19 protein-coding genes are annotated in these 21,119 nt (G+C 73.9%); 14 read left to right on the top strand and 5 right to left on the bottom strand.

Annotated elements, in window-relative coordinates:
• Positions 1-53: 53 nt before the first annotated feature.
• Positions 54-1,025 carry a carbon-nitrogen hydrolase gene (locus ACH4OW_RS08215; RefSeq protein WP_398025888.1) on the bottom strand — a complete coding sequence of 324 codons (972 nt, stop codon included), beginning with the start codon at positions 1,023-1,025 and terminating at the stop codon, positions 54-56.
• A 170-nt stretch (positions 1,026-1,195) separates the two neighbouring features.
• Between ACH4OW_RS08215 and ACH4OW_RS08210 the strand changes: the two genes are divergently transcribed.
• A complete protein-coding gene (locus tag ACH4OW_RS08210) occupies positions 1,196-2,194 on the top strand; it encodes a LacI family DNA-binding transcriptional regulator (protein WP_398025886.1) in 999 nt (332 codons plus the stop codon).
• Positions 2,195-2,278: 84 nt separating this feature from the next.
• Here ACH4OW_RS08210 and ACH4OW_RS08205 read toward each other — a convergent pair whose 3' ends face one another.
• On the bottom strand, positions 2,279-3,190 hold the full coding sequence (locus ACH4OW_RS08205; protein WP_398025884.1) for a LysR family transcriptional regulator: 912 nt from the start codon (positions 3,188-3,190) through the stop codon (positions 2,279-2,281).
• Positions 3,191-3,281: 91 nt separating this feature from the next.
• Here ACH4OW_RS08205 and ACH4OW_RS08200 point away from each other — a divergent pair, with 91 nt between their 5' ends.
• Positions 3,282-4,124: a PhzF family phenazine biosynthesis protein gene (locus ACH4OW_RS08200; protein ID WP_398025882.1), complete on the top strand. Its 843-nt coding sequence runs from the start codon at positions 3,282-3,284 to the stop codon at positions 4,122-4,124.
• Between the two features lie 42 nt (positions 4,125-4,166).
• Here the strand turns inward: ACH4OW_RS08200 and ACH4OW_RS08195 are convergent, their stop codons facing one another.
• On the bottom strand, positions 4,167-4,757 hold the full coding sequence (locus ACH4OW_RS08195) for a TetR/AcrR family transcriptional regulator (RefSeq protein ID WP_398025880.1): 591 nt from the start codon (positions 4,755-4,757) through the stop codon (positions 4,167-4,169).
• Between the two features lie 141 nt (positions 4,758-4,898).
• Between ACH4OW_RS08195 and ACH4OW_RS08190 the strand changes: the two genes are divergently transcribed.
• Together ACH4OW_RS08190 and ACH4OW_RS08185 are read left to right on the top strand one after the other, a co-directional pair.
• On the top strand, positions 4,899-5,594 hold the full coding sequence (locus ACH4OW_RS08190; RefSeq protein WP_398025878.1) for a peroxiredoxin-like family protein: 696 nt from the start codon (positions 4,899-4,901) through the stop codon (positions 5,592-5,594).
• A gap of 46 nt (positions 5,595-5,640) precedes the next feature.
• On the top strand, positions 5,641-6,405 hold the full coding sequence (locus ACH4OW_RS08185; RefSeq protein WP_398025876.1) for a class I SAM-dependent methyltransferase: 765 nt from the start codon (positions 5,641-5,643) through the stop codon (positions 6,403-6,405).
• Between the two features lie 28 nt (positions 6,406-6,433).
• Here the strand turns inward: ACH4OW_RS08185 and ACH4OW_RS08180 are convergent, their stop codons facing one another.
• Together ACH4OW_RS08180 and ACH4OW_RS08175 are read right to left on the bottom strand one after the other, a co-directional pair.
• Entirely contained in the window at positions 6,434-8,035 is a 1,602-nt protein-coding gene (locus tag ACH4OW_RS08180; protein WP_398025874.1) for an ABC-F family ATP-binding cassette domain-containing protein, read from the bottom strand.
• 220 nt (positions 8,036-8,255) lie between these two features.
• A complete protein-coding gene (locus tag ACH4OW_RS08175) occupies positions 8,256-8,627 on the bottom strand; it encodes a hypothetical protein (protein WP_360139322.1) in 372 nt (123 codons plus the stop codon).
• A 409-nt stretch (positions 8,628-9,036) separates the two neighbouring features.
• Here ACH4OW_RS08175 and ACH4OW_RS08170 point away from each other — a divergent pair, with 409 nt between their 5' ends.
• The 10 genes from ACH4OW_RS08170 (at position 9,037) to ACH4OW_RS08125 (ending at position 21,105) form a co-directional block, all read left to right on the top strand.
• The gene (locus ACH4OW_RS08170; RefSeq protein WP_398025872.1) at positions 9,037-10,359 is read left to right on the top strand and encodes a GNAT family N-acetyltransferase; all 1,323 of its coding nucleotides are present in this window, start codon (positions 9,037-9,039) and stop codon (positions 10,357-10,359) included.
• Between the two features lie 72 nt (positions 10,360-10,431).
• A complete protein-coding gene (locus ACH4OW_RS08165; protein ID WP_398025870.1) occupies positions 10,432-11,667 on the top strand; it encodes a DegT/DnrJ/EryC1/StrS family aminotransferase in 1,236 nt (411 codons plus the stop codon).
• A gap of 65 nt (positions 11,668-11,732) precedes the next feature.
• Complete coding sequence (locus ACH4OW_RS08160; RefSeq protein ID WP_360139313.1) at positions 11,733-12,722, top strand: glycosyltransferase family 2 protein; 990 nt, start codon at positions 11,733-11,735, stop codon at positions 12,720-12,722.
• Entirely contained in the window at positions 12,719-14,131 is a 1,413-nt protein-coding gene (locus tag ACH4OW_RS08155) for an NAD(P)/FAD-dependent oxidoreductase (RefSeq protein WP_398025869.1), read from the top strand. The genes ACH4OW_RS08160 and ACH4OW_RS08155 overlap by 4 nt, the downstream gene beginning before the upstream one ends.
• Positions 14,132-14,177: 46 nt before the next feature.
• Positions 14,178-15,602 carry an aspartate aminotransferase family protein gene (locus ACH4OW_RS08150; protein WP_398026012.1) on the top strand — a complete coding sequence of 475 codons (1,425 nt, stop codon included), beginning with the start codon at positions 14,178-14,180 and terminating at the stop codon, positions 15,600-15,602.
• On the top strand, positions 15,599-15,949 hold the full coding sequence (locus ACH4OW_RS08145) for a hypothetical protein (protein ID WP_398025867.1): 351 nt from the start codon (positions 15,599-15,601) through the stop codon (positions 15,947-15,949). Before ACH4OW_RS08150 ends, ACH4OW_RS08145 begins: the two co-directional genes overlap by 4 nt.
• Positions 15,946-17,466: a GMC family oxidoreductase N-terminal domain-containing protein gene (locus ACH4OW_RS08140; RefSeq protein ID WP_398025865.1), complete on the top strand. Its 1,521-nt coding sequence runs from the start codon at positions 15,946-15,948 to the stop codon at positions 17,464-17,466. The genes ACH4OW_RS08145 and ACH4OW_RS08140 overlap by 4 nt, the downstream gene beginning before the upstream one ends.
• Positions 17,444-19,039 (top strand): GMC oxidoreductase, encoded by a 1,596-nt coding sequence (locus tag ACH4OW_RS08135; protein ID WP_398025863.1) that lies wholly within the window; start codon positions 17,444-17,446, stop codon positions 19,037-19,039. Before ACH4OW_RS08140 ends, ACH4OW_RS08135 begins: the two co-directional genes overlap by 23 nt.
• Positions 19,036-20,046: a 2,3-diaminopropionate biosynthesis protein SbnA gene (gene sbnA, locus ACH4OW_RS08130; protein ID WP_360139298.1), complete on the top strand. Its 1,011-nt coding sequence runs from the start codon at positions 19,036-19,038 to the stop codon at positions 20,044-20,046. Before ACH4OW_RS08135 ends, sbnA begins: the two co-directional genes overlap by 4 nt.
• Positions 20,047-21,105, top strand: a complete 1,059-nt coding sequence (locus ACH4OW_RS08125) for an iron-containing redox enzyme family protein (protein WP_398025861.1) — start codon at positions 20,047-20,049, stop codon at positions 21,103-21,105. It abuts the gene before it with no gap.
• Positions 21,106-21,119: the final 14 nt, after the last annotated feature.

Genomic DNA, 21,119 nt, shown 5'->3' with positions numbered 1-21,119 from the left:
GCGGCAGCCCGATAGCGCGGCAGCCTGGCGCGTGAGGCGCTGCGGCTCGGACGTCAGTCCGTCACCGTAAGCGGCCCGTACGCGTCCGGGCGTCGCGTGGACAGGAACGGGAACAGCTCCAGCCAGTCGCGGCGGGCGTCGAGGTCGAGGTCGGCGACCAGGACGGCGGGTTCGTCGCGGGGGGCCTGGGCCAGGACGCGGCCGTACGGATCGACGATGAAGGAGCTGCCGTAGAAGGTGAGCGGGCCCTCGGTGCCGATGCGGTTGGGGACGATCATGAAGGTGGCGTTGGCGATGGCATTGCCGGTGATCACCTTCTGCCACAGCGGCTGGGTGTCGAAGCCGGGGTGGCCGGGCTCCGAGCCGATGGCCGTGGGGTAGACCAGGACGTCCGCGCCGGCCAGCGAGTAGGCGCGCGCCAGCTCGGGGAACCACTGGTCCCAGCAAGTGGGCAGGCCGAAGGTGGCGTTCTCGACCGGGACGGTGGGGAAGGCGTCGGGTCCTGCGGGGCCGGGGCGGAACCAGTGGTCCTCGTAGTAGCCCTCGGAGACGGGGATGTGGGTTTTGCGCGTGCGGGCCGCGAGGGTGCCGTCCGGGGCGACGAGGACGGCGGTGTTGTAGCCGAGGCCGTCGGGCGCCACCTTGCCGTCGGGGCCGGGGGTGGAGCCGGGGGCGGCGTCCGCCCGTTCGTACAGGGAGGCGTGTACGTATACGCCGTACTCGCGGGCGGCCTCGGCGGCGAAGGTGACGGTCGGGCCGGTGCGCAGGTCTTCCGGCTCGGCGGGCGCCGGGTGGTCGGCCTTGCGGAGCACCGCGAAGTACGGGGAGAGGGTCAGCTCCTGGAGGCAGACGACGCGGGCGCCTTCGGCGGCGGCCAGGCGGATGCCTTCCTTGAGGGCGGCGCGGTGCTCGCCGGGGTCGCGGTGCCAGCGCTGCTGGACGAGGGCGACCCGTAGCGCGGCACGTTCGGCCGGGCGGGTGCGGGTCGGCGAGGGGGGTGGGGCGAGGGCCGTGATCACGCGCATGGGGGCTCCCGGGGAGAGGTGCTGAAACGTCTGCCGGAACGTTCCGGCAGCAGGCAATGTACGACTGCCGGAACGTTCCGGCAAGGGGTCGGACGCGCCCGCTCCGCCCTGTCGCCGGAACGATCCGGCACAGCGGCCGTCCCGAAGGGCACCGTCTAGACTCTGGCCCCGTGACCAGCCCCCGCACCGTGACCCTGCTCGACGTCGCACGGGCCGCCGGCGTCTCCAAGAGCACCGTCTCCGACGCGCTCCAGGGCTCCGGCCGGGTCGCGGAGGACACCCGCCGCCGGGTCCGCGACACCGCCGAGCGGCTGGGCTACCGGCCCAACAGCGCCGCCCGGCGGCTGCGCCGGGCCAGCACCGGCGCGATCGGCCTGCACCTGCCGCGCACCGCGACCCGGCTGGACTACTACATGACCCTCGCCTTCGGGGTGGTGAACCGCGCCCAGGAAGACGGCCTGGACGTGGTGCTGCTGGCTCCGGACGGTGGCGCCGCCGGGCGGCTCGCCTCGCGCGTGGACGGCCTGCTCGTGATCGACCCCGAGGCCGCCGACGCGGCCGTGCCCGGCCTGCTCGACACGGGCGTCCCCGTCGTCACCGGCGAGCGCTACCCCGGACCGGCGTCCGCCCCGGCGGGCGCGGTGGTCTGCGACAACGCCGCCTCGCTGACCGCGCTGCTGGACCACGTGCACGAGAACGGCGCCCGGCGCCCGGCCCTCCTCGCGCCCGCCGGCACCTCCGCGTGGGCCACCGCGCTACGGGAGGCGGCGGACGCCTGGGGACGTGCGCACGGGCCCGGCGTCACCGTACGGACCGTGCCGTTCGCCGCGACCGCCGACGAGGCGGCGCAGGCCACGGCCGACCTGCTGGCGGCCGACCCGGCCATCGACGCGGTGCTCTGCGCGCCCGACGGCGCCGCCGCCGGGGTCCTGCGGGCCGCCGCCGCGCGCGGCCTGGCGCCCGGCCGCGACCTGCTCGTCGCCTCCTGCGTGGACGGCGCGGCCCTGCGCGCCTGCACGCCGCCCGTGACGGCGATCGACCTGCGCCCCGACGCGTACGGGCGGGCCTGTGCCGCCCTGCTCTGCGACATCCTGGCCGGGCGCGCCGCGGCGCACACCGTCCGCCTTCACGACTGGTCGCTGCGGGTACGGGCGTCGACCCGGGGGTAGAACGGGATTCGCGGACGCGAAGAGCGGACGCGAAGGACGGACGCGACGAGCGGGCGCGACGAGCGGGCGCGGGTCTGGCCGGCGCTACGCGACGGGGCCGTCCGGCCATCCGTCGGCGGCGAGTTGCCGCAGCCGGGCCATGACCGTCTGCGTCGCGGGGGTGGCCCAGCGGTTGCGGTGCCGCAGCATCTGGACGGGGACGCCGGGAAAGTCCCGTACGGCACGTAGCCGGCCGGATGCCAGGTCGGCCGCCACGCTGACCACCGGCAGCAGCGCCAGGCCAAGGCCCGCCTCCACACAAGCACGGACGGCCTCGATGCTGCCGAAGCGTGTCATGCGCGGTGGCTTCCCGGGCAGGGCGAGCAGTTGCCGGGTGAAGGCGTCACTGTAGGAGCAGCCTTCTTCGAGCAGGAAGAAGGCTTGTTCGCCGAGTTGCTCCAGCGATGTATCGGTGTCGGCGGTCTGTGCGAGGGGGTGACCGGGGGCTGCCACCAGCGCCAACCGCTCCCGCCCGATGGCTTCCGCTTCCATCTGCGGCAATGCGATGCCCGATTCGAGGAGCAGCGCGAAATCCACGCGCCCTGCCTTGAGTTGTTCCGCCGCTTCGGCAGGGGTCACTACGGCCCGCATGTGGATGTCGACGGCAGGCAGGCTCTGGCTCAGCGCGGCCACGGCGAGCGGCAGGCGGTATGCGCACAGGGACTCGCTGGCGCCGATGGTGACGCTGCCCGCGACCGGGGCCGCGCTGTGCGCCTCGTGACGCAGGCGGTCTTCCGCGTCCAACACGTCCTGCGCGCGCTCCAGAAGGCGGGCGCCGTCGCCGGTGAGCGCAGCCCCTGAGGGCAGGCGGTCGAAGAGGCGGACGCGCAGGTCCTTCTCCAGGGCGCGGATCTGTACGGTGACCGTCGACTGGGCCAGGTGCAGTTCGGTGGCGGCCGCGGTGAAGCTCCCGGTGCGGGCCAAGGTGGTGAAGGTTCGTAGTACGCGTGTGTCCATGGTCCGCCCCCGACTTCCCATCGGCTTTACCGATAGCCGACTTCAATACCAATCATTGGACGCCATAATGCCGGGTGGGGATCCTTGAGTCATGGAGATTCTGCGCTACAGCGCCTTCACCGACCGGCCCGACGGAGGCAACCCCGCCGGAGTCGTCCTCGACGCCCAGGAACTCGACGCAGCGGAGATGCTCCGCATCGCCGCCGAGGTGGGCTTCTCGGAGACGGCCTTCGTGTCCGCCACGGAGGCTCCCGGCAGCACCCACCGCATCCGGTATTTCAGCCCCCGCGCCGAAGTCGACTTCTGCGGTCACGCCACGGTCGCCACGGCCGTCGCCCTCGCCGAACGCACCGCCCCCGGCACGCTGGTCTTCGAGACCAACGCCGGGCCCGTCGGCGTCACGACGGCGGCCGAAGGGCAGGCGCTCCGGGCCACGCTGACCAGCGTCCCCGCGTCCTCGGAGCCTGTCGCGCCGCAGCTCCTGGAGGCCACGCTCAAAGCCCTCGACTGGTCCGAGGACGACTTGGACCCCGCCTTCCCGGCCCACGTGGCCTTCGCCGGCAACCACCACCTGATGCTGGCCGCCGGGTCCCGGCAGCGCCTGGCCGAACTGGACTACGACTTCGCCGCGTTGGAGGCCGTCTCACGCGATCAGAACTGGACCACCGTCCACCTCTTCCACCAGCAGACCGGCACCCTCTTTCACGCACGCGACCCGTTCCCGCTCGGCGGCGTGGTCGAGGACCCGGCGACCGGAGCCGCGGCCGCGGCCTTCGGCGGCTACCTGCGCGCCATCGGGCGGGCGCCCGCCGGTGCCCCCATCACGGTGTTGCAGGGCTACGACATGGGCCGGCCGAGCCGGCTGACCGTCACCACCGACCCGTCGGACCCGCGCGTCAGGGTGAGCGGCCAAGCCGTCCCCATGCTCCCCTGAGCCCACGCGCCCGTCGCGATCACCGCTTGGCGTACGGGGCGCTCACCGCTTGGCGTACGGGGCGAGCGCGGCCTGCACGGTGGCTTCGAGGGCGTCGGGGTCGGCGCCCGTACGGGAGCGCAGGTTCACGCCGTACGCGAGGAGGGCCAGCATTTCGGCCGCGGCGTCCGGGTCGGTGCCCGGCGCGAGTTGCCCGCGTGCGGCGGCGGTTCCGAGCGCCGCGCGCAGGGCCGCGCACAGCAACTGGTGGTGCTCCTCCAGGAGTTCGCGTACGCCGGGCTCGGCGCTCGACGGGCCCGTGTGCGCGTTGGCGACGAAGCAGCCCCAGCGCGCGTACGTGCCGCGGCAGCGCAGGCGGATCAGCTCGGCGAAGAACCCGGTGACGGCGGGCAGGCCGCGCGGATCGTCCGCCAGCTGCGCGAAGGCGGGCCGCGACCACTGCTCGACGTACCGGCGCAGGGCGGCGAGGTAGAGGTCCTGTTTGCCGCCGAACGTCGCGTACAGGCTGGAGCGGCTGACGCCGGTGCGGTCCACCACGTCCTGGATGCCGGTCGCGGCGACGCCCCGCTCCCAGAACAGGCCCACGACGGCCCCCAGGGCCGCGTCCGGGTCGAAGTGTTTGATGTCCGGCATGCCGGGGTTCGCCGCCTTTCCTCTCACGTACCCACGTTCTTGTATCAACCGTTCCAAGATAATGCCGCACACCCCTTGGCAAGGACACCGCTCCACCCGTAACTTGAAACGACCGTTCCAAGTTACGGGTGGAGTGAACACATGTCTCTTGCAGCCGAGTTGCACGCCTTCTTCACGTCCCGCTACCCGGACATACCGGCCGCCGACCGGGCCGTCATGGAGCGCGCCGGGCGCGAACTGGCCGAGTCCGGTCTCGCCGAAGCGGCCCTCGGGCCCGGCGCCCCGGCCCCCGACTTCGCCCTCCCCGCCGCGGACGGCCGGACCGTGACCCTGAGCGGCCTCCTCGCCGAGGGGCCGGTCGTGCTCACCTTCTACCGCGGCGCCTGGTGCCCGTACTGCAACCTCGCGCTGCGGGCCCTCCAGCAGCACCACGACGCGATCACCGCGCGAGGTGCCCGCCTGGTGGCCGTCTCGCCGCAGGTCCCCGACGAGTCCCTGACCCTCACCCAGAAGCACGAGCTGGCCTTCGACGTGCTCAGCGACGTGGGCTCCGAGGTCGCCGGGCGGTACGGCATCGCCTTCGACCTGCCCGAGAACCTGGCCGCCGTCTACGACTCGTTCGGCTTCGAGATGCAGCGCGTGAACGGCGGGCACCCGCGCACCCTGCCGCTTCCCGCCACCTACGTCATCGACCGCACGGGCACGGTCCGCTGGGCCTTCGCCGACCCCGACTACGTCAGGCGCGCCGAACCGGCGGACATCCTGGCGGCCCTCGACTCCCTCGACTCCCTCGACTCCCCCAACGCCATCGACGCCACCGACAATCCACGCCAATAGGGATAATTGCTGGCAATTCTCCTCATTCGCCTGAGACGATTCCCCCATGACCCCACGCACCTTCGACGACCTGGTGGCCGAGGCGGAATCCGTATCCGTGGACGGCTGGGACTTCTCCTGGCTCGACGGACGGGCCAACGAACAGCGGCCCTCCTGGGGGTATCAGCGGTCCCTCGGCGACCGGCTGGCGCGCGCGAGCGCCGCGCTGGACATCCAGACCGGCGGTGGCGAAGTCCTGGCCGGCGCCGGGCCGTTGCCGCCGGTCATGGCGGCCACCGAGTCCTGGCCCCCGAACGTCGCGAAGGCGACCCGGCTGCTGCACCCGCTCGGCGCGGTCGTCGTCGCCGACCCGGACGAGCCGCCGCTGCCCTTCGCCGACGGCGCCTTCGACCTCGTCACCAGCCGCCACCCGGCCACCGTGTGGTGGGCGGAGATCGCCCGCGTACTGCGCCCCGGCGGCACGTACTTCGCCCAGCACGTCGGCCCGGCCAGCGTCTTCGAGCTGGTCGAGTACTTCCTCGGGCCGCAGCCCGAGGAAGTACGGCGCAAGCGCCATCCCGACGACGAGAGCCGGGCGGCCGAGGCCGCCGGGCTGGAGGTCGTCGACCTGCGCGCGGAGTCCCTGCGTACCGAGTTCTCCGACGTCGGCGCGGTGATCTACTTCCTGCGGAAGGTGATCTGGATGGTGCCGGGCTTCACGGTGGACCGGTACCGCGACCGGCTGCGCGAGCTGGACGCGAAGATCCGGGCGGAGGGGCCGTTCGTGGCCCACTCCACCCGTTTCCTCATCGAGGCCCGCAAGCGCGGCTGACGCCGGGGCGCCCGCCCCCGCCCCGGCCTCACGCCAGGTCGACCAGCTCCGCGTACTGCCGCCCCCACAGGTCCTCCGTACCGTCCGGGAGCACCAGCACCCGGTCGGGCCGGAGCGCCGCCACAGCGCCCCGGTCGTGGGTGACCATCACGATCGCGCCGGGGTAGGTGCCGACCGCGGCCAGCACCTCGTCCCGGGAGGCCGGGTCGAGGTTGTTGGTCGGCTCGTCCAGGAGCAGGACGTTGGCGCGCGAGTGGACCAGGCCGGCCAGCGCCAGCCGGGTCTTCTCGCCACCGGAGAGCACCCGCGCCGGCTTCTCCGCGTCGTCCCCCGAGAAGAGGAACGAGCCGAGGACGTGCCGGGCCTCGCCGTCGCTGAGGTGCGGCGCAGCGGCGGCCAGGTTCTCCCGTACCGTACGGGCCGGGTCCAGCGTGTCGTGCTCCTGCGCGAAGTAGCCCAGCCGCAGCCCGTGCCCGGCCACGACACGGCCCGCGTCCGGCGCCTCCCGGCCGGCCAGCAGCCGCAGCAAGGTCGTCTTGCCCGCGCCGTTGAGGCCCAGTACGACCAGCCGGCTCCCCCGGTCGACGGCCAGGTCCACCCCGCGCAGCACCTGCTGCTCCCCGTACGCCTTGGCCAGGCTCACGGCCCCCAGCGGCACCCGGCCGCACGGCGCGGGTTCGGGCAGCCGGATGCGCGCGGTCTTCTCGGTCCGCCGTACCGGTTCCAGCTCCGCGAGCATGCGGTCCGCGCGGCGCGCCATGTTCTTCGCGCCGACGGCCGTCGCGACGTTCGCGCGCATCTTGTCCGCCTGGCTGTGCAGGGCCGCCGCCTTCCGCTCGGCGTTGGCGCGCTCCCGCGCCCTGCGCCGCTCGTCCGCCGCGCGCTGGGCGAGGTAGGCGTGCCAGCCGGTGTTGTGTACGTCGATGGCGGCCCGCGCCGGGTCGAGGTGGAAGACCCGGTTGACGGTGTCGGCGAGCAGCCCGGTGTCGTGGCTGACCAGCACCAGGCCGCCCCGGTGGGCGGCGAGGAAACCGCGCAGCCAGGCAACCGAATCGGCGTCGAGGTGGTTCGTCGGCTCGTCCAGCAGCAGGGTGCCGTACCCGGCGAACAGCACGCGCGCCAGCTCCACCCGGCGCCGCTGCCCGCCCGACAGCGCGCCGACGGGCCGGCTCATCACGCGGTCCGGCAGCCCCACCCCGGCCGCGACCCGCGCCGCCTCGGCCTCGGCCGCGTACCCGCCGCCCGCCTGGAAGGCGTCCTCGGCCCGCGCGTACGCGGCCATCGCCTTCTCCTGCGCGGCCGCCCCCACGGCCGCTGCCAGCGCGTCGGCGGCCCGGTGCAGGCCGCGCGCCGCCCGGTCCAGCCCGCGCGCGGACAGAATCCGGTCGGTGACCGTAACGGCCGGGTCGGCCGCCCGGGAGTCCTGCGGCAGGTACCCCACACTCCCCGTACGGACCACGTCCCCGGCAGCGGGCCGCACCCGCCCGGCCAGGGTGTCGAGCAACGTCGTCTTCCCCGCCCCGTTACGGCCCACCAGGCCGACCCGGTCCCCGGGGGCCACGTGAAAGGACACGTCGGACAGCAGCATTCGGGCGCCGACACGCACGTCGGCACCGCGCACGGTGATCATAAAATTACGCTCCGGAACAGCTCAAGGACACACCTATGACGCGAAGGCGGGTATCCGAGCTAAGAAATCCGGGGCGTAGACATGAGCCCGAGGATAGGCGCCGGGGCTGCGGGAAGCACGGGGTTTTTCGGGTGGGGGTTCGCGCCTGGTTCGGCGCACGACACCGGCCCCCGCGACGGGCACCGTGGGGGCCGGTGGGTGGTGGGGCCGCCGGGGGTGGTCAGGTTTCGGCGGCGATCCAGGCGATGTGCCAGCCGTTCTTGGCGGCGTACTCGGGGTCGATGGGCTGGCGGTCGACCCGGCGGACGTAGATGCGGAAACCGGTGGGGGTGGCGTTGTAGACGGCGTTTCCGCCGGTGGTCATCCACATGCGGTCGTCGCCGGTGAGCGCGGCGATATAGGCGGGGGTCTCGGTGAATCCGCCCGCGCTGGTGTCGACGTCGATGTAAACGCCGTCGCCATTGCGGTCGGGATAGTTCTGCCAGCCTTCGCCGGGGGCGGTCCTGCCGGAAAGGAACGTGCCGTTCTGCATGCTTGCTCCCGTCGCGTCCTCGTAGGAATGCGGACCGGCGATCCACTGATCGGCGGCCATAGCATTTTGTGCCGGGTTCCCTTTGCCAGCAAGGGTGTTCGACAGGGTTGGCCGGATGTGGGGAGTGGGCCGCAGGGCCGGGGCCGGTGGCCGGAATGGTGGGTTGACCGGGGCGCGGTACGGGCGTAACCGGGCGCGGTGGGGAGGCTGCATGATTCTTTTTTCGGGAGGGTTGACAGGCTCCGGGCGGCTCACAAACCTGGTACGCAGCCTTTGGCGGCCCCGGCACGATCGACGCAGAGAATTCGCGATCCGGGCCTCGCGACAGGGATCTCTCCGGCCTTGCGGCCCACACCGCCGCACCGGAGCAGCCGAAACGGCCTCCGCGTCGAACGCCGACGGTATTCCGCGCCGCGCTCGCCGCACCCCGTCCACGGAACGAGGCCAATGACAGGCTTTGGAGAGGGATGTGGGATCACCGAGAGATTCGGGAGCGGGCCCGGGTACGGGTACGGGTACGGGCTCCGGTGCGAGGGTGCCACCGGGATTAGCCGGTGGCCGGGCCGCGGGGTATGAATTCCGCGCCGCGGCGGATTGGGCGGAATTCGGTGCGGTGCTCGATCTCGCCTACGGCGGATATCCGCACTCGGCGGCCCACAGCGCCGTGGCCGGCGCGGTCTTCGAACCCAAACGCTCGCTGGTCGCGTGCCGCGGCGGCCGGGTGTGCGCCACCCTCGCCGGCTACGCGCTGGAGATGACGCTGCCGGGCGGCCCGGCCCCGGTCGCCGGGATCGGTTATGTGGCGGTCGCGCCGCAGCACCGGCGCCGCGGGCTGATGCGGGAGCTGGTCCGGCGGGCGCTCACCGCGCTGCACGAGGAGCGGGCCGAGCCGGTCGCGGTGCTGCACTCCACCGAGCCGGGGATCTACGGGCGCTTCGGGTTCGGGCCGGCCTCGCAGGTGGTCGGCGTGTCCGTGCCGCCCGAGGCGCGGGGGTTCGCGGCCGGGCCGGAGACCGGTGGGCTGGTGTCGGATGTGGGGTCGCCGGTGGACGCGCGGGCGGCCGTCGCGGAGGTGTACGACGCCTGTCTGGCCCAGCGGCCCGGTCTGGTGCGCCGGGACGACGCCTGGCTGCGCCGGGCCTTCGAGGACCGGCCCGAGGAGCGGCACGGCGCCGGGCGGCTGCTGTGCATGGTGGCGTCGGGGGCGGGCGGCGATGCTCGCGGGTATGCGTTGTACCGGTTGCGGGCCAACTGGGAGCGTTGCGCGCCGCGTTACGCCCTGTCCGTGCGGGAGGTGTTCGCGCGGGATCCCGCCGCGTACGCCTTCCTGTGGCGGTCGCTGCTGGACACCGACCTGGCCGGGGCCGTCGGCGCGGCGGCCCGGCCGGTCGACGATCCGCTGCTGGCGCTGCTCGACGACCCGCGCAGTGCCGCGCCGACCGTGCGCGATCAGCTGTACGCCCGTGCCGTGGACCTGGACCGGGCGCTCGCCGCCCGTACGTACAGCGCTCCGGTCGAGGTGGTGATGGAGGTGCGGGACGCCATGTGCCCGTGGAATGCCGGGCGTTGGAGGCTGGCGGGTGGCGTGGACGGGGCTGTGTGTGTGCGTACGGGGGCGGCTGCCGATCTCGCCCTCACGGCCCGGGAGCTCGGTGCCGTACTGCTCGGCGGCGGCTCGCTGGTCCAGCTCGGGCACGCGGGCCTGGTCACGGAACTGCGGCCCGGCGCGCTGCGCGCCGCCTCCGCCGCCTTCCGCCACGATCCGGCGCCGTTCTGTTCGGTGGCGTTCTAGGGCGGATGCCGCGGGCGCCACGGACGCCGCGTAGGCGGTTCTGCCAACTTTCGCTTGCGTAAGGAGATTGTGATGCCTGGTCCCGGCTATGCCTTCTTCGGTGACGAGGAGCGCGAGAACGTCCAGCAGGTGCTGGACGTGTGGTCGCGTACGACCGCCGCGCACTCCTACCCGCTGGGCGACCTCACGCAGACCCGGCGGTTCGAGCAGGCCGCCGCGCACCGGCTGGGCAGCCCGTACTGCCTGTCGGTCAACAGCGGCACGTCCGCCCTGCTCGCGGCCCTCGCCGCGCTCGGCGTCGGGCCGGGCGACGAGGTCGTCGTGCCGGGGTACATGTACGGCGCGTGCATCGCCGCCGTGGTCTACAGCGGCGCCACGCCGGTGCCGGCCGAGGTGGACGCCTCGCTCACGCTCGATCCCGAGGACGTGCGGGAGCGGATCACGCCACGCACGAAAGCGCTGATGCCGGTGCACATGCTCGGCGCGGCGTGCGACATGGACGCCCTGCGCAACCTCGCGGAGGAGCACGGGCTGCTGGTGCTGGAGGACGCCGCCCAGGCGTGCGGGGGGACGTACCGGGGGCAGGCGCTGGGCACGTTCGGGGACGTGGGGGCCTTCTCCCTCAACATGTTCAAGGTGATCACGGGCGGGGACGGCGGTTTCCTGCTCACCGCCGACGAGCGGATCTTCCAGCGGGCGTACGGCTTCCACGACCACGGCTGGTTCCCGTACCGGCGCGAGGACGGGCCCGGCGACCGCCTGTGGGGCCTCAACCTGCGGATGACGGAGCTGACGGCGGCCGTGGCGCGGGCCCAGCTGGCGCGCCTGGACGCCGTGCTGGCCCGTACCCGGGGGCTGCGGGACGAGTTGCTGGCGCAGATCCCGGCGCGGGACGGCATGGTGTGCCGCCCCCTGCACGACGCGGCGGGGGACTGCGCCACCGTCCTCGTGTACGTCTTCGACGAGCGGGCCGACGCCGAGGCCGTCGCCAAGCGGCTCGGCACCAAGACGCTGCTGCACTCGCCCAAGCACTACTACGGCGGGCTGCCCGAACTCGCCGCGCTGGCCGCGCCGGACGGCTCGTCCTGCCCGTTCCGGCCGCCCGCGGAAGCCTGGCGGCGGGACGGCTGGCGGGCGGGCGCGCTGCCCCGTACCGACGACGTGCTGGGTCGGGCGCTGGCGCTGACCGTGGGAACGACCGACACGTACCTGGGCGCCGACTTCGGGGTGAACGTGTTCAGCGGCACGGACGAGGTCGCCGAGGTCGCCGAGCGGTTCCGGGAGACGGCCGACGAAGTGCTCGGCTGACCGGCCGCAGCACCGCCGTACGAGTTTCCGCAGCCCGCCGCGCACGCCCCGAGGAAAGGACCGCCATGTCCGCGACCCGACCGTCCGCGCACCTGTCCGCCGGGGCCGGCCGCCCCCTGGTCAGCGTCGTGGTGCCGTGCTTCGACGAAGAGGCCGTCATCGGGGACACCCACCGCCGGCTCAGCGCCGTGCTGCGCGGCCTGCCGGAGTGCGAGTACGAGGTGGTGTACGTGGACGACGGCAGCCGGGACGGGACCTGGGACCGGCTCACGGCGCTCGCCGGGACCGACGCACGGGTCCGGCTGGTGCGGCTGACCCGCAACTTCGGGCACCAGCCCGCCGTCCTGGCGGGGCTGCGCGAGGCGGCGGGCGACGCGGTGGTGACCATCGACGCCGACCTCCAGGACCCGCCGGAGCTCATCGCCGACATGGTCGGACGCTGGCGCGCCGGCTGGCCGGTGGTCACCGCGCGGCGCACCGGACGGCAGGGGGAGAGCCGCTTCAAGACCACCACCGCGCTCGTCTTCTACCGGCTGCTGGCCGCGGTCGCCGACCATCCGGTGAGCGTGGACACCGGGGACTTCCGGCTGCTGGACCGCGAGGTCGTGCGCACCCTCGCGCTGCTCCCCGAGTGCGAGCTGTACCTGCGCGGCTCGGTGTGCTGGACGGGCTTTCCCGAGACGTGCCTGGAGTACGGGCGGCTGCCGCGGCCCGCGGGCCGGACGAAGTACACGCTGCGCAAGATGGCCGGCCTGTCCCGGCGCGGGCTGCTGGCCTGTTCCTCGGCCCCCGCGCGGGTGCCCGCCGTCGTCGGCCTGACCTGGCTCGGCGGTACGGCCATGACCTCCGCGGTGCGCCGCAGGCCGCTGCCGCTGGCCGCGTGGACGTTCGGCTGCGAGGCGGTGCTGCTCGGGGTGCTGGGCGAGTACTTGCTGCTGGTGCACCGCGAGGTGCGCGGCCGGCCGCCGTACGTGGTCCTCCAGCGGACGGGGGCGGGCGGGGGCGCGGTACCGGCCGAGCTGGTGCCCAGTGAGGCGGCCGGGAGCGCGCGGTGACGGCCGTGAACGGCGAACCGCCGGCCCGTTGGGACGTCGTGGTCGTCGGTGCCGGCTTCACCGGCCTCGCCGCCGCGCACGAACTGGGCCGCGCGGGGCTGCGCTGCCTGGTCCTGGAGGCCGACGACCGGGTCGGCGGCCTCGCGGGCACGTTCACCGTCGGCGGCCGGCAGCTGGAGCGCTTCTACCACCACTGGTTCGCCTCCGACACGGACGTCTTCCGGCTCTGCGCCGACCTCGGGCGCGCTGGCCTGGTGCAGCGCCACCACGGCCGTACCGGCTTCTACTACGCGGGCGGCATCCACCGCCTGTCCTCCCCGCTCGACGTGCTGCGCTTCGCGCCGCTGCCACCGGCCGACCGGCTGCGCCTGGGCCGGTCGGTGCTGCGTGCCGGGCGGGTCCGGCACTGGCGGGAGCTGGAGGCGCTGACCGCCGAGGAGTGGCTGGTCGGGCTGGGCGGGCGGCGGGTCTACGACCGGGTGTGGCGGCCGCTGCTGGAGGGCAAGTTCGGCCCGTACGCGTCCGAGGTCGGCGCCACCTGGATGTGGACCAAACTGCACCTGCGGGGCGGCAGCCGCAGCCGGTCGGGCCGCGAGGTGCTCTACTACCTGCGCGGTGGCTGCGGCGCCCTGCTGGACGCCTGGCTGCCGCGGCTGGCCGCACTGGGTGTGCGGATACGGACCGGCAGCCCGGTGGCGGAGGTGCTCACCGGCCCCGGGGGCGTGACCGGCGTCCGGTGCGGCGGCGAGGTGATCGCGGCTTCGCGGGTGCTGGTGACGTGCGCGCCGGGGCCCGCCGCCGCGCTGCTCGCCCGGTCGGCGCACCCCGCCGTACCGGCGCTGCGCCGCCGGCTCGGCGCGATCCCGTACCTGGCCAACCTCTGCCTGGTGCTGGAGAACGACCGGCCGCTGTCCGGCACGTACTGGCTCAACGTCACCGACCCGCACTTCCCGTACGTCGGCGTCATCGAGCACACCAACCTCGACGCGCCCGCGCACTACGGCGGACGGCACCTGGTCTACCTCTCCACCTACCTGCCGGCGGACGCGGCCCTGTACCGGATGGGCGACGCGCAGGTCTACCGGCACAGCCTCCCGCATCTGCGGCGGATGTTCCCGGCCTTCCGCGAGGACTGGGTGCGTGCCCACCACGTGTGGCGCGCGCCGTACGCGCAACCGGTGATCACCCGGCACTACTCCCGGGCCGTGCCCGGCGTCGAGAACGCCGTGCCGGGGCTCTACCTGTCCGGGATGGCCCAGGTCTTCCCCGAGGACCGGGGCACCAACTACGCGCTGCGGGGCGGGCGGCGCGCCGGGCGGCTGATCGCCGACCGCGCCCGTACGGCACCCCGCCGCTCGAACGGCACCGCCTCGGCCGCCGCCGTACGGATAGGAGCAGACCGTGACTGACCACCGCGCCCAGCGGGCCCTGTTCACCGCGGACGACTGCGAGCACATGCCCGCGCACCAGGTCCACGACCTCTACCGGCGCTACGTCAGCCGCGCCCAGGTCTCGCTGCTCGGCTCCTTCGGCTTCGGCCGGGACCTGGTCGAGCACGCCGAGGGCTGCTGGATCACCTTGCGCGACGGGCGGCGCATCCTCGACTTCACCGGCGGGATCGGCGTACTCAACCACGGGCACAACCACCCCAGGCTGCTCGCGGCCCGCCGCCGCTTCGCCGAGCGGCGCGCCATGGAGGTCCACAAGAACTTCCTGTCGCCTTACGTGGCCGCGCTCAGCCACAACCTGGCCCGGCTGCTCCCGGGCGACCTGAACGTCAGTTACTTCCCCAACTCCGGTGCGGAGGCCGTGGAAGGCGCCGTGAAGCTCGCGTACAAGTACCACCGCGGGCACCGGGGCACGGTGCTCCACAGTGACATCTCCTTCCACGGCAAGCTCCTCGGCGCGGGCAGCCTCACCGCCTCCCCCGAGGTGGGTTTCCCGTACCCGGGCCTGCCCGGCACCGACCACTTCGCCTACGACGACCTGGACTCCTTCGCCCTCGCCCTGGAACGGCACCGGTCAGGAGACGGCAGCAGCGACGTGTACGCGGTGGTGCTGGAGCCGTTCAGCGCTTCGAGCGTGCGCGAGTGCTCGGCGGAGTTCCTGTACGAGGTGCGGCGGCTGTGCACGGAACGGGACATCGTGCTGGTCTTCGACGAGGTGTACACAGGCTGGGGACGGACCGGGACGCTCTTCCACTTCATGCGGCACCCCGGCCTGGTGCCCGACGTGCTGACCACCTCCAAGTCCTTCGGCGGCGGCAAGGCGTCCATCTCCGGCTACGTCGCGCGCGAGCCGGTCTTCCGGACCGCGTACGACAACCTCGCCGACGCGACGCTGCACAGCACCACCTACTACGGCTTCGGCGAGGAGACCGTGACCGCGCTGGAGGCCGTCGCCATCGCGGTGGAGGACGACTACCCGGCGCGCGCCGTGCGGATCGGCGAGCGCTTGGGCGGCGGCCTGGCCGACCTCGCAGCACGCCACCGCGCGCTGGTGGCCGGCACCTTCGGCCGGGGCGCGCTGCACGGCGTGTTCCTCACCGAAGGCAGTCCCGCCCTGGACCGGCTGCTGCGCCTGGTGCCCTCCTCCTTCGCTCGGGACCCGCAGGCCCGCCGCAAGCTGGTCACCGCCGCCGTCATCGCGTCCCTCTACCGCGACTACGGCGTGCTGGCCTACTACGGCTCCAACCACGGCTTGCCGCTCATGGCCACTCCTCCGCTGGTGGCCGGGGAGACGGAAGTCGAGGTGTTCCTCCAAGCGCTGGACTCGGTGCTGGAGCAGGGCGCTGCGCGCTTGCTGGCCCGGTTCGCCAAGGACGTACTGGCTCAGCATGTGCCCGTACGGGCCAAGGAGGGGGCGGTGGTGGCCCCGTGAGCGGGCTGGAGGGCGACCGGAGCGGCCGGATCGGGCGAGCGCTGCGCGCCAGCGGCCTGCCTGCCCTGTGGGCGGCCCGCTATCCGGCGCTTGCCGATCCGCAGGTGGGTGCGCGCGCCGGCGAGCATGTCTCCGGCTCGCTGGGTGCGCTGCCCGGGACGTACCGCCTGGCCGCCATAGTGGGCCTACGGGTGGCTGGTCTGGCTCTGCGTGTGACGGCAGCCGGGCGCCCTGGCTCCGCCGCCGGGTACGACCGGCTGGCCCGGCTGCCCTTCGCCGCCCGCCTCCTGGCCGTCACCGATTCCCTCGCGCTGTACGGCGGTCTGGACGGTGAACCGGACACATGACCCGACACCCCTGCCCGCCCCACGCCGTCCCGTGCGACGCCCTGGTCATCGGCTCCGGCGCCGGTGGCGCGGTCGCCGCCCTGGAACTGGCGCGGGCCGGCCTCCACACCATCGTTCTGGAAGAAGGCCCGCGCACGACCACCGCGGAACTGGCCGCGACGGCGCCCGCCGAGAACCTTCGCCGCCTCTACCGCGACGCCGGACTGTCACCCATCCTCGGCAACCCGGTCATCCCATACGGCGAGGGACGCTGTGTGGGCGGCAGCACGGTCGTCAACGGCGGCCTTCTGTGGGCGCCACCGGACGCGCTGCTGGAGCGGTGGGCACGGGTGATGGGCACCACCGATTACCGCTCCGACCGGCTGGCAGGCCACATGCGTACGGTGTCCGACCGGCTCGGCGTCGGCGAGCAGCCGCACGGCTCCGGCAACGCGGACTCCAAGCTGCTGGCCGACGCCGCCGACGCCCTGGGCTGGAGCTGGTCCGCCGCCCGGCGCGCAGCCCCCGGCTGCGCGCACCGCAACCGCTGCCCCACCGGCTGCCCCAGCGGCGCCAAGCGCAGCATGCTCGTCAGCTATCTACCGGAGGCCGAGCGGTACGGCGCGCGGATCGAGCCCGCGACACGCGCTGTGCTGCTGCGGCACGACGACCGCACCGTCCACAGTGTGTGCGCCCTGGGCGGGCCGGGCGGGCGTACGCGCGTCAACTACCGGCCGCGTACGGTCTTCCTCGCCGCCGGAGCCGTCGGCAGCGCCCTCCTGCTCCAGCGCAGCGGCATCCACCCCCGCACCGCCGGGCGCGCGATGGGCTTCCACGTCAACTTCCGCCTGGCGGCCCGCTTCGCCGACCCCGTGCACGCCGCGCAGGGCACGATCTTCACCGCGCAGCTACGGGAGTTCGCGGGCCTGGGCATCCACGTGATGGCCGCCAACCTCACCGCCGGAGCACTGGCGGCAGCGCTCGCGGTACACGGCCCGGCGGTCGTGAACACGCTGCTCGGTGACCTGGGGAGGGTCGCCGTCTACACCGTGCAGGTGCGGATGAGCGGGCGCGTCACCGTACGCCGCCTGCCGCGCGCCGGCCGCCTGCTGCGGCACCGGATCACCGCCTACGACCACGGCCTGCTGCGCTTCGCGCTCGGCCGGGCGGCACGGGTGCTGTTCCGGGCGGGAGCCGTGGAGCTGTACCCGCCGTGCCCCGGGGTGCTGCGTTCGGACCGGGCGGCGCAGGAATTCGCCGCCCGCTCCGACCCGCGCGGCTGGAGCCTGGTGTCCGTACACGCCATGGCCTCCTGCCCGATGGGGCGGCCCGCGCCCGGCGGGGTGTGCGACCAGGACGGCCGCCCGTACGGTTTCGCCAATCTCCGGCTGTGCGACGCCTCGGTGCTGCCGGGGCCGACCGGCGTCAGCCCCCAGGGCACGGTCATGGCCTTCGCCCACGAGATCGCCGCCCGCCACCTCTGCGCACCGCCACAGTCCCCCCTGAGGAGGCACGGTGACCGCGACACCACCCCCTGACGCCGCGGGCCGCCCGCCGGGGCTGGTCCGCCCCGACGGGCCCGTCCTGGACTGCGACATCGCCGTCATCGGCTCCGGCATGGGCGGCGCGACGCTGGCGTACGCGCTGCGCGCCACCGGCGCGCGCATCCTGGTCGTGGAGCGCGGCGACCACCTCCCCCGCGAGTGGCAGAACTGGTCGGCGCCCGCGGTCTTCACCGCCGGGCGCTACCGCAACGCAGAGCCCTGGTACGACGCCCGGGCGGGACGTTTCTTCTCGCCCGGCGTGCACTACTACGTCGGCGGCAACACCAAGGTCTTCGGCGCGACCCTGCCGCGCTTCCGGGAGGCCGACTTCGGACCGCTGGAGCACGCGGAAGGCGTCTCGCGCGGCTGGCCGTTCCCGTACGGGGTGCTCGAACCGCACTACGCGCGGGCCGAACGCCTCTACCGGGTGCACGGCACCCGCGCGGCCGACCCCACCGACCCCTGGCGCTCCGGCGACTACCCCTGGCCGGCCGTGCCCCACGAGCCCCCGGTCGCCGCGCTGGCCGAGGCGCTGCGCGCACAGGGCCTGACGCCGTACGCGCTGCCCACCGGCGTGGACCTGCGGGACGGCGGGACGTGCCTGCGCTGCGCCACCTGCGACGGCTTCCCGTGCCTGGTCGGCGCCAAGAGCGACGCCGACCTGTGCGCGCTGCGGCCCGCACTGGCCGCCGGCAACGTCTCGCTGCTCACCCGGGCCACGGCGACCCGGCTGGTGACCGGCGCCGGGGGGCGGCGGGTGAACGAGGCACTGGTCCGGTACGGGAGCGGTGAGCTGCGCGTGCGGGCCGACCGTTTCGTGGTGGCGTGCGGGGCGGTCAACACTGCCGCGCTGCTGCTGCGTTCGGATTCCGGCCCGTCCGTACCCACGAGCCCGGTCCGGACCACGGGGCTGGCCAACCGGTCCGGCCAGGTCGGCCGCAACTACATGGTGCACAACAGCACCTTCCTGGTCGCCGTCGACCCACGCCGCCCCAACGACGTGGTGTTCCAGAAGACTCTGGGCGTCAACGACTGGTACCTGGCCAACGGATCGCGCGGCCCGCTCGGCAACGTCCAGGCGCTCGGCAAGCTACAGGCCCCCTCGGCAGGCGGCCTGTGGCCCCGCGCGCCGCGCCCGCTGCTCGCCGCCGCCACCCGGCGCAGCACCGACCTGTACCTGACCAGCGAGGACCTGCCGGTGCCGGAGAACCGGGTGACCGTCGGCAGCGGCGCCCGGGTCGAGGTGCACTGGCGCCCGGTCAACCTCCCGCCGCACCGCGAACTGGTACGCCGCGCCGCGCGGATGATGCGCCGCGCCGGCTACCCCCTGGTCGTCACCCGGCGGATGGGCATCGCCGTCAACTCGCACCAGTGCGGCACCGCTGTGGCCAGCGACGACCCGGCGGACGGCGTCGTGGACGCGGGGTGCAAGGCGCACGGTCTTGACAACCTGTGGATCGCGGACAGCTCCTGGTTCCCGTCGTCGGCCGCGGTCAACCCGGCCCTGACCATCGCCGCCAACGCGCTGCGGATCGCGCCGGGCGTGGCGGGGACGGCGGTCCCGTGATCGTCGAGCACGCCTACGACCTGGTCACCGACGACGTCTTCCTGCGCCTGGACGGCCTGCTGCCGCACGGCGAGCTGTTCCTCAAGCTGGAGGGCCTCAACCCGGCCGGCTCCGTCAAGCTCAAGACCGCCGCCGGGCTGGTCGAGGACGCCGAACGCCGCGGCCTGCTGCGCCCCGGCGGCGCCCTGATCGAGTCCTCCTCCGGCAACCTCGGCATCGCCCTGAGCATGGTCTGCGCGGCCAAGGGCTACACCTTCACCTGCGTCACCGACCCGCACGTACCGGCGCAGAGCGTCGCGCTGATGCACGCGTACGGCGCCCACGTCTGCGTCGTGGACACCCCCGACGCCAACGGCGGCTACCTCGGCAGCCGGATCGCCCTGATCCGCAGCGCCCTCGACCTCGACCCCTCGCTGACCTGGCCCAACCAGTACGCCAACGCCGCCAACCCGGCCGTGCACGCGGCCCGCACCGCGGCCGCCGTGCTGCGCGAGATCCGCCGCGTCGACTACCTCTTCGTCGGCGCCGGCACCACGGGCACCGTCATGGGCTGCGCCGCCCACTTCCGCCGCCGCTCGCCGCGCACCACCGTCGTCGCCGTCGACGCGGAGGGCTCGGTGACCTTCGGCGGCCCGCCGGGGCCCCGGCTCGTGCCCGGCCTGGGCACCAGCAGAACACCGGAGATCTGCCGCCCGCGCGACGTGCACCACGTGGTGTCCGTACCCGAACGGGACGCCGTCCTGATGTGCCGCGGGATCGCCCGCAGCCACGGCCTGGCCGTCGGCGGCTCCACGGGGTCCGTGCTCTGCGCCGTGCTGCGGCTGCGGTCCCGCATCCCGGCGGGCGCCCGCGTGGTGGCGCTCTCCGCCGACCTCGGGGACCGCTACCTGGACACCGTGTACGACGACGCCTGGGTCGCCGAGCACTTCGGCACTCACGCGGCCGGGCCGCCCGGCCGCTCCCGGCTCCCCGGCGCCGCTCCGGCGCCCACCGAGGAGGTGCGTTGAATGACCCCGCCCGCCGGCGGCCTCCAGGACCTGTACTGGCCGCCCGTCCACCCCTTCGACACCCTGGACCCCGCCCTCGTCCGCTTCCTGGCGGCGCCGCCGCCCGCCCAGGCCGCGCTGCTCGCCCGGCTGCGCACCGACCCCGAGGCCCACGGCCGCTTCCTCCACGACCACCTGGCCACCCTCTTCGCCCAGTCCTTCGGCTACCGCGACGGCCCGGCCGCGCACGCCACCGACGACGAGCTGGAGATCGCGCTGTACGCCGCGCGGACGCGGCTGGAGCACGAGTTCCTGACGTACGGGACCTCCCCGGCGCCCCTACCGGACCTGCACGGGCAGGAAGCGGCGGCCGACCACCTGGAAGCACTCGCGGCCGGCAACCCCGGCGCCTCCCACCCCCTCTTCCGCTTCCTCGCCACCGAGGCCACCCGCCAGCAGATCGAGTACTTCCTGCGCTGCGAGTTGATCCGTAACGAAGTCGTGGACGACGAGGTCGCCCTGCTCGTCGTCGGCCTCCAGGGCCACCAGAAGGCGGTCGCTGCCTCCAACCTGTGGGACGAGTGCGGGCGGGGACGGCTGGAGAACTTCCACACGTACTGGCTGCGCCGCCAGCTCGGCTCGTACGCGGGCTGGGAAGCACTGGCCCGGTACCGCCGCGACCACCCCTGGTTCGCCAAGCCGACGTCCAACCTGTTCACCGCGCTGCTGCTGCGGCCCGCGCACGTCCAGGCCGCGTACGGCTGCTTCCTCGTCTTCGAAAGCTGGGTCGAACCGCACTTCACCCTCCTCCTGGAGGGCATGACGCGGGTGGGCATCCACGACGACGACATGCGCGTCTACTACACCGCCCACACCCGCATCGACCCCCGTCACAGCCACGAACTGTGCGAGGGCCTGCGCGCCCAGCGCCCCCGGCTGACGCCCCCGCAAGTGCGCGCCGCACTGTACGGGGCGCACCTCGCGGTCGACACGGGTGTCCGGCAGTACGACCGCATCCGGCGCCACTTGGAGACCATGGGCCCGCGGGGTGCGCGCGCCCCGCGGCCCCAGGACCACTGAGGCCGGCCGCGATC

The sequence above is a fragment of the Streptomyces sp. NPDC017056 genome (genome assembly GCF_044332485.1).
GTDB lineage: Bacteria > Actinomycetota > Actinomycetes > Streptomycetales > Streptomycetaceae > Streptomyces.
Note: the sequence above shows the minus strand (reverse complement) of the source record. Positions and strands in the feature narration are given on the sequence as shown.